At 58.6% G+C, this 7882-nt stretch carries 4 protein-coding genes and 3 pseudogenes; 3 read left to right on the top strand and 4 right to left on the bottom strand.

All coding sequences use genetic code 11. From position 1 onward, the window contains the following. Positions 1-67 precede the first annotated feature (67 nt). Positions 68-370: pseudogene (locus AC0L3X_RS45990) on the top strand (integrase core domain-containing protein); the annotation flags it as partial. Positions 371-578: 208 nt separating this feature from the next. Here AC0L3X_RS45990 and AC0L3X_RS45985 read toward each other — a convergent pair. Together AC0L3X_RS45985 and AC0L3X_RS45980 are read right to left on the bottom strand one after the other, a co-directional pair. Beyond that, positions 579-1214 (bottom strand): hypothetical protein, encoded by a 636-nt coding sequence (locus AC0L3X_RS45985; protein ID WP_162479088.1) that lies wholly within the window; start codon positions 1212-1214, stop codon positions 579-581. A 1066-nt stretch (positions 1215-2280) separates the two neighbouring features. Beyond that, the gene (locus AC0L3X_RS45980) at positions 2281-2664 is read right to left on the bottom strand and encodes a hypothetical protein (RefSeq protein ID WP_063979746.1); all 384 of its coding nucleotides are present in this window, start codon (positions 2662-2664) and stop codon (positions 2281-2283) included. A gap of 85 nt (positions 2665-2749) precedes the next feature. Here AC0L3X_RS45980 and AC0L3X_RS45975 point away from each other — a divergent pair, with 85 nt between their 5' ends. Continuing rightward, positions 2750-3130, top strand: a complete 381-nt coding sequence (locus AC0L3X_RS45975) for a hypothetical protein (RefSeq protein WP_187387665.1) — start codon at positions 2750-2752, stop codon at positions 3128-3130. 824 nt (positions 3131-3954) lie between these two features. Then, complete coding sequence (locus tag AC0L3X_RS45970) at positions 3955-4485, top strand: PRC-barrel domain-containing protein (protein WP_063979749.1); 531 nt, start codon at positions 3955-3957, stop codon at positions 4483-4485. A 503-nt stretch (positions 4486-4988) separates the two neighbouring features. Here the strand turns inward: AC0L3X_RS45970 and AC0L3X_RS45965 are convergent. Further along, positions 4989-5225, bottom strand: a pseudogene (locus AC0L3X_RS45965) (hypothetical protein); the annotation flags it as partial. A 1130-nt stretch (positions 5226-6355) separates the two neighbouring features. Beyond that, positions 6356-6505 (bottom strand): annotated as a pseudogene (locus AC0L3X_RS45960) (branched-chain amino acid ABC transporter permease); the annotation flags it as partial. Positions 6506-7882: the final 1377 nt, after the last annotated feature.

Here is a 7882-nt window from a genome sequence, read left to right as displayed (position 1 = left end):
GCGGAGGCGCTTGACGAATTGCTGTTATGAGTGAAAACAACTGGTGTTGCGACGACCGTTTGAATCCGCCCAATACGTCTCCATTAAGTACACCGAGCGCCTGGCTGAGGCTGGCGTCGAGCCTTCTGTCGGCAGCGTCGGAGATTCCTTTGACAATGCTCTCGCCGAAACCATCAACGGTCTCTACAAGGCCGAGGTGATCCATCGGCGCGGGCCATGGCGCAGCTTCGAGGCCGTCGAGTTCGCCACTCTCGAATGGGTCGACTGGTTCAACAACCGGCGGCTCCTGGAGCCCATCGGAAACATCCCGCCGGCCGAAGCCGAGCAACGCTACTACGCCATGCTGGAACAATCGGCCATGGCGGCATAACTTAAACCAAATGGCCTCCGGCAAACCCGGCGCGGTTCAGACTGTTCATTTGCGGGCATATCGGCACTCCGATGGGTTGGAACCGAAGGCATTCCGCAACCGGAGGGCGAGCGCAAGGGGCTTCGCCTTCAACGAGCAGTGGATTGACACCATTGATCCTTTGACCCGCCCCGACTCAGGCGCCCTTCCTACCCAGCGCAATTCTGGATCAGGGCCTCGCAAGAGCCTGAAGGCCGTACTCGCGCCATTCTTTCACCAACGACGCAATAGGTGGGACCGACGAGCGGCAAAGCTCTGTCAGCTTGTCGCTGAGGCGCCCCACCAACAGGATTAGATCCCGCATCTCGCCGTATTTGATCGATTTCCAGTTCTTGCGATCGAGAAGATGGACCACTCCGAAGTTGCGGAAGTGAATGAGCGTGGAATGGATGCCCCAATCGATCTCTTGATAGATCGAAAGAAAATCGGCAACCATCTGCGTTGGTGACGAGCCGAACATCGATTGAAACTCTTCGTACTCGCCGAAGACCTTCTGAATGAGAGCGCGTTGCGTCTCAGGCTCTTTAAGTCGCTTGTAGACGCCTTGGAAGCTCACGGTCTTTTCATCGCTGTCAAGCAGGATGCATGTCCGAACCACGGCCATCATGAGCGTGCCGTCCTGAAAACCTAGCGCGGCCTGGTGCCATTCTTGGGGATACTTAGCGTTGCCTTGTGCGTGTCTGATGGCCTCACTCGCTCCCTCGCCAAGCCCAAAGGACATTGAGGCCAATGTAGCGATCGAAGATAACCGCGGAGCAGCCTGGATTATGAACTCGGCATCGGCCGCCGTTTGATCGCTCGTCACCTAGTGTGTCCAATAATAGAGAGCCCAGCCAGCAAGTGCGAACCATTCAATGCGGTGGCTTTAAGTACGCCGCAATTGCAACCACGGCCTGAGCAATTGCCCCCAGTGCAGATAGGCCTGCTGCAACTGCCGCCCAGATAGTTGCCCATTTCATTGCGTTGTCACGGCGTTGCTCGGCGACGGCCTTTTGTTGATCAGTCCATGCTAACCATTCTTGAGCGAAACCGACCGTGAAAGCCGATTCAGTTCCGATCGGAATAGCGGCGCCTGATCCAATCCGCCCGTCGAGGTTAGCTAATTTGCCTCGGACGTTCTCTGGTCCGGTGCGCTCTAGTATTTTGACCCACGCAGACGCGGCGCCCACGGTGGGAGGCCGGAACAGCTATAGTCAAATTGGTTTGTCGGCTTAGGTTGCACGCGACTTTTTCTCCCGAATCGGGAGTGAATTCTAAACCAAATCAGTGATGGAATGTCCGTGGGTGTCAGAACCCGGACCAGAGCTATAGCCGCATCATGCCTGGTCCGCATACCGTCCCGATTGGCGTTGGGAGGATCGCGGCCGAATGCAAGCGCGTTAGGACCCGCCCCGACTCAGGCCGCGCTGGTTCGCGGCAGGCTTTTCGCTATTGTGGCTCGCTCGGCTTATCTCGTTCATGGCTTTCGGCTTCGGCGGCCGCGCACGCGTCCATGCCATGGCACTTGCTTAGATAATACTGGGCACTCGCGGCGATCGAGCAAACTATCATCACGGAAACCAGCAGGAAGATCACCCACCGTCGGTTCGACATGACTATGCCTTCTGGGGAAAGAGGTGGAGTTAACTCAATCCTTCGGCTTCGCCTTCAGTCGAGCCTCGCGCTCGAGCCGTTCGGCTTTTAGGCGCTTGAGATTTTCTTGAAACTCTGGAGCGGCCTGACTGTCCGCTATGGTCTGTCTCGACCCCACCGGGTTGAGGGCCCTTCGATCGGCATCGTCCGCAACCTATTGCTTGGCGGACCGCGTGGGCTTGATCATTTGCTTTTTGCCTTCTGGCCGATATCCACCAACAATCGTGGCCTCCGTTAGTTCATTTTCGATTTGGCCGGTCGCGTCGGATGTTTTGGAATTCCTCGGGCCCTTTGACGAGCCGTCGCTTGCGGCTGACCTGGTCATCCGGACTGGCCTTGGCGTCTTTGAGCTTGTCGATCGTGTTACCTGCCATCTCCCGAGCTCTGTCTGATGAGGCTTTGGCCGTGGGCGTAACCGCGCTGGCGCGAGCGGATTTGCCCAAGCCAAGCTCGACGAGGCGGCGGATTGCTTCGGAGCGAGGAGGTTCGTCCCTCTGTTCCTTCGCCCAGGCGTCGATGGCTGCAACCGTACCCTCAGGCCAACGCGTGCCAATCTGAACGCCTTGACCGGTAGCAGGTCTGCCTCGTCTTTTTTTGGTACCATTTTTTCTCGTGGGCTTCATTTAATTCTGGTACCAGAAAAACAGGCCGAGGGGAAGCAGCAACTTCCGCCTCGACCCTAACCTCGATCACAGAAGGGTATTCAATATGACCGAAGCTGACAGCGTGCATAGCACGCCACCCTTAAACTCGCCCTCAATTCCGGACGGCAATCCCACGCTGGAGCCGCGAGCGGAGTCCGTGGATTCGTTTTCGCCCGTCACCACTGAAGGTCAGCGGGAAACCGGAAAACGCACCAGCGAGTCCCGCAGGCCCGTTACGAGCCAATCCAACGTCGTCACGTTCCCGGGCAACCGTCCCGCGACCAACGTCCGCGAACTGCGCAACCCCTTGTTCCAATTTCCGACCGAGGATGTCGTCGAGCCGACGCTCCGCGATGCGCGGCGGCAATGTAGGCGTCAATCCGAGTCGCAGACTGAGACCGGCAAGAATGCCAAGCTCCGCCGGCAGCGGCGTGAGGCGTGGTGACAATCCGAGCGGCGGGTGGAATACTGGAAGGCCTGCATGAAGATGCACAGTGCCCACCCGTAGCGCCCAACTTGCCGGCTTGCCCGAGGGGGGGCAACCATCAAAGGGCCGAGAATTGGCATTGGCATCCGATTATCGACAGCTATCGAAAGGCGATCGCCGAGCTATTGCTAACCCCGGCTTCCACGCTCTTGAACGTGGCTTGGAAGCAAAAGGCGCTCGCGGCTGAAGAGCATAAATACACCGACCTATCGTCCGAACGAGTCGAGGCCGCCATCGCCCGGGATCTTAAATTCTTTGCAGACCACCCGACCCGTCGTAAGCGCAAGGAACGCTCAGCATGAAGCGCGGCGCGGAGCCGACAGGAAGCGCGACCGGCAGCGGCTGACGGCTCATGCGAGGAGGCGAAGGAAACAGAGTTAGGACAAATACGCCGCCGGGCTCAAATACATTGTCCCGGCGGCGGTGTTCATTCCAGCCCCGAGATGGGATAGCAAAAATCCCGGATACAGATAGGTACGCACAGAACCTGCGAAGGTTTCAGTTTGTGGGGATGCCAATTCAAAGGCCGCCGGGTCACGCTCGCGAGGCTATCACGTCGTACTAAAACGCCACGCCTTTGACGGTCATTGGTCCCTCTCCGGCCTTGGGAGTCAGACTTGCGATTGATAGCCGCCGCCCTTGCACCAGCCATTTCATTTGCCGTCCCGACCGCGGTCCAGCGCCGCGTGGGGAGGCGGGGACTGGCACTAGGGAAATAACCGTTCCGCCGTTGGAACCGCTCCACCGCAATATCGTTTCCCCAAAAACATTGGAGGAACATCATGATTTCCAAATATCTCGCAATAGCCTTCCTGGCCACCGCGTCGATGACCGGCGCGGCGGCGGCTCAAACAGCTACAAACCAAGCGGCCTCGGCAACCAGTGCTACCACGCACAAGGAGGGTGAATGGCGCGCTTCCAAGCTCGCCGGCATCGATGTGTACAATGAAGCAAACGAGAAGATCGGCGACATCCACGACGTGATTGTGGATAGGTCAGGCAGGGTGGCCAATGTCATTCTGGGTGTGGGCGGCGTTCTCGGCCTGGGCGAGCATTACGTGGCGGTCGCCTTCGATAAGCTGAAGTGGGTTGACCAGCCGGTGACCTCGACAACTGCGTCAACCACGTCCCCACAGGGGAATGCGCCTGCAACTACTTCCGCTCCAGACAGCACCACGCGAACCACCACCGGTGCCGCAACTACCACCACTACAACCATCACAACCAGCGCCAGTGCGCGTTGGTATCCCGATCACGCGGTGTATAACGCCACCAAGGACGAATTGAAGGCAATGCCGGAGTTTAAGTACTAACTTTGGTGCGGGAATGCGCCTGATACGGCTACTGATCGCCCGTTACTGAGAAAGGGCCCGCCGGTTCACGCTGGCGGGCCGTTCTGGCCGGGCTCGTGCGTTTATGGGCGCCGATAGTTCCCGAGTGCGCCCAAGAGGATGATCAAAATTGCCCAGACTTGGTCTGCCACAAGTGTTAACAACCTTTATCACCGTCCGGCTCATGGCTTCTATCGGTGACGAGAACGCCAGTTGCGCTCCCGCCCATCCGAACAGGGAGCACCCATGTTCAAGCAATCATCGATATTTCAATACCGCTTAGAGGACGAGGCAATTGACTTGCGCAAGCAGGCTGAGGGTATGCCTCATGGCATTCGACGCGACGAACTTCTACGGATGGCCAGCCGGATCGATAACTCGGTTACCGTCACTAAGTGGCTGGATTCACCCGGTCTGCGCGCTCCGACATAAGCCTCCCAGCGCAGAGAGGCCGCCTCAGTGATTGCAAGCCGTGAGTTGCCCCGATCGAAGTTGGGTCGGACGTCGGCACCTCGGCTCCCGCACCCTGACAGACGAACTGTGGCTCGAGATCGGAGAGCCTTACGCTGTCAGGCCAAAGGTCGGCGTCCAGAGCGATGTGATGGCCACAATGGCAATAGACCAAGACGCCGCGCACGCCCATCTCGCGCATCTCGCCGAAGGTGATCTTGAGCGGTCGACCGTCAGCGTGCGTGGGCGTGGCGGCGGGCAGGGCGAGGCATGCCGCGATCAAAGCGGGCAGGCCCTCGCCTTTCCGGTAAGACGGGCATAGTCCTTGGGGCAGGGGCTCTCGCGAGTCAGGTAAAAGTACTCTTAGACGGGTCGAGGCGCTTCATCACGCTGCATGCTCGCTATGTCGAGTTGACTGGAAGTTCGTCGTCCTAGTTAGGCTCTGGAAAATCTACGGGTACTCAGCCGTCGATTCCGCTGGGGGCGTGCGTTGTAACTGGTTGTGTGATAACAAGGCTCAATCGAAAATTGTGATTGGAGGCCACATGATTTCTGCCGCCCAATGCAGAGACATTGCTAAGCAGTACAAGATACTTTCGTCAGTCCCCAACATTTCTGAAGATCGAGCTTTTTTATTGAGGAACATCGCGAGGACTTTTGCCGGTGCAGCTGGTCAACTGGATAGACTTGAAGCTCTAACAAGGGGCGAGCAGGCCCCGATGCAAGTAGGCAAAGCAGGCAAACGCTGACTTATCGCGTCCGCCGGTTCACAGGGCAGCTGAACAAGACGAAGGCCGCAGCGAGAACATCGCTGCGGCCCGCGCGTGGTCAAAAAGAAACCGGGTGAGAACATTTAAGTGAAATATGCAGCCAGCCCCGGCCAAGGGATTTTAAATCGGGCTCTATGGGCAGCGCGAGTCTTTTATAGAGTTGGAGAACTCCAAAATCCGGAGTTCCTTAACGTACGATAGGCGGCTGAAGGAAGGCCCGCCGGGGCTGGCTGAGCTGGCGGGCCCTCGCCTCAAGCACGAGACCGTGCATTCTCCCCACAGGGCCCGTCCCAAAAGCCAGACTGCAGGTGTTTACTTAACGAACAGCTAAGAACCGGCCCCAGAAACCTTCTCGGGTATGCAGCATTTTCGAGTCGCTTCTGGCCTATCTGCAATCCCCGTAGGTCGGAAGCTATGTGACAGCGCAGCCCCAGCTTGCCAATGGCTGGGGTCGTGGCTCACTTCGAGAGTGCAAACCGCGGCTTGCCGCTTTCGCGAAATCTGGCCGAACCTCCGCACCGCGCTGGCCGCAAGCACCCGTAGTCCGCGCAATAGACCAGGATGCCGCGCAATCCCATCTCGCGCATCTTACCGAAGGTGATCTTTTGAGGCCGCATGCCTGCATCAAAGCGGCGCGCGAGGCGATCGGCGGCGTAGGAGCCGGTCAGCGTGCCCAGCGACACGAAGATGACGCTGGAGGGATGCCGTCCGAGCAGCAGGAAGCCGCCGAGCAGCAGCGCGAAGGTGAGGCCGATGATCGTGCCGGCAGGGAGCACGAGGAAGCGATATTGCATGTACCTCGCAAATTATCGGTTCCTAGCGTCCCGCGACGCGCTCGAGCTACTCCCGGTCGTGGCTGTGGAAAAGGTGTCGCTTTAGTCTGCCTATCGTCGGAATCGCTTAGGTTGCCTACGGCGACGGAATCCAGCCGGGACTGGACAGTTGCACCCGAGGGCGGCGCGGCTTAGATCCCGCGTGCTCTCGGGCAAGAGATGTGATGTGGGGATTCAGCCACAGCAGCAGAGATTAAGACTTTGACTGGGGAACGTCCGGACGGTGCCCGGCTTATGTTCCGCGGTCACGGTCTCTGTCCACAAGACAAGAGACTGTCCGGTGGCCCCAGCATCATCATGCCCCCCGGCTCGACGCTGGGGCCGCCACGGAATACGAGGCGCCGATTGGATGAGACTTGGAGAGTTGTGTTCGCGCTTAGTGCGACGGCTATTGTCGCCGCCGGCTCCTTCTTTGCCATCCGGTTTATCGTCGGATTTAACCTCTGATCAGCGTGCCACGATGGCAACCCGCTAATCGCTACGCTCGAAGTCGAGTCGAATCGCGGCTAAGCCGCTGAGCCGACTCCGCTTTAGCCTGAAATGACGCAAAACGAATCGCGACTAAGGCCCGCCGGTCACGCTGGCGGAGGGGGACTGAGGAACGGTCCAGCCCGCCAGCCGTTGGATCGACTTCGGGCTGGTTCTGCGGTTAGGCCCGAAGCATCGTGGGAAGATAATCCTCGGCCTCAGGGAGTCTCTGCTTCCTGGGGCCGCTTTTTATGCCCCTAGACGTTACCGTGAATTGGCTCAGCTTCTTTAGGAACGACCTGCTTTCCTCTCTGTTTCCGCTTTTTCCCGGTCGAGCGCGGGGTGGCGTAAATGGCATTAGAGCGGATCGGCGAGGAAGCGCCGGAAGCATCAACGAAGGACAGATACACGGACATAGCCATCGGCCTAACTTTCGGGTGCAGTATCCTTATTGTTATGGCGGCCTGGCTGTACATTTTGGGGTGCCTGCTTGTGCGGGCGATAGTTTGGGCTATGTCCTAGCAAGCGCCGCCTTGCGGTAGTTCTCGGCAACTCCCAGAAGCGCAGCTCGACTGGGCTCGTGCTGAACGATCTCTGCCCATTCGCGGCAGATCTGCTGCGTCTGATAATGGCTCCGGACCCGAGATTGCGGGGGCCCGACCACAGTTCGCGTCCGATGATCCCCAGCATCATGCCGAGTACGATCCCGAGGAGCGCGGTCGAAGTTTCGCTCCCGTGTGCATGGCGTGTGCACAAAGGAATTTGAGGACGAGGTTGGTGGGTAAGCGCTGTTTCGGTCCCACCTTCCATTGAAGGCGTCGAGCGAGGAATGATCGATCTCTGATTGGAGATCGGCTT

The sequence above is a fragment of the Bradyrhizobium sp. MI1.7 genome, from assembly GCF_055811795.1.
The sequence above is the reverse complement of the archived record's forward strand: the minus strand, read 5'-3'. Positions and strand labels throughout refer to the sequence as shown.

Bases quoted from the DNA above. Each gene is read 5' to 3' on its own strand.
- AC0L3X_RS45970 (WP_063979749.1), top strand. From the start codon at position 3,955: ATGATTTCCAAATATCTCGCAATAGCCTTCCTGGCCACCGCGTCGATG.
- AC0L3X_RS45980 (WP_063979746.1), bottom strand. From the start codon at position 2,664: ATGAAGCCCACGAGAAAAAATGGTACCAAAAAAAGACGAGGCAGACCT.
- AC0L3X_RS45975 (WP_187387665.1), top strand. From the start codon at position 2,750: ATGACCGAAGCTGACAGCGTGCATAGCACGCCACCCTTAAACTCGCCC.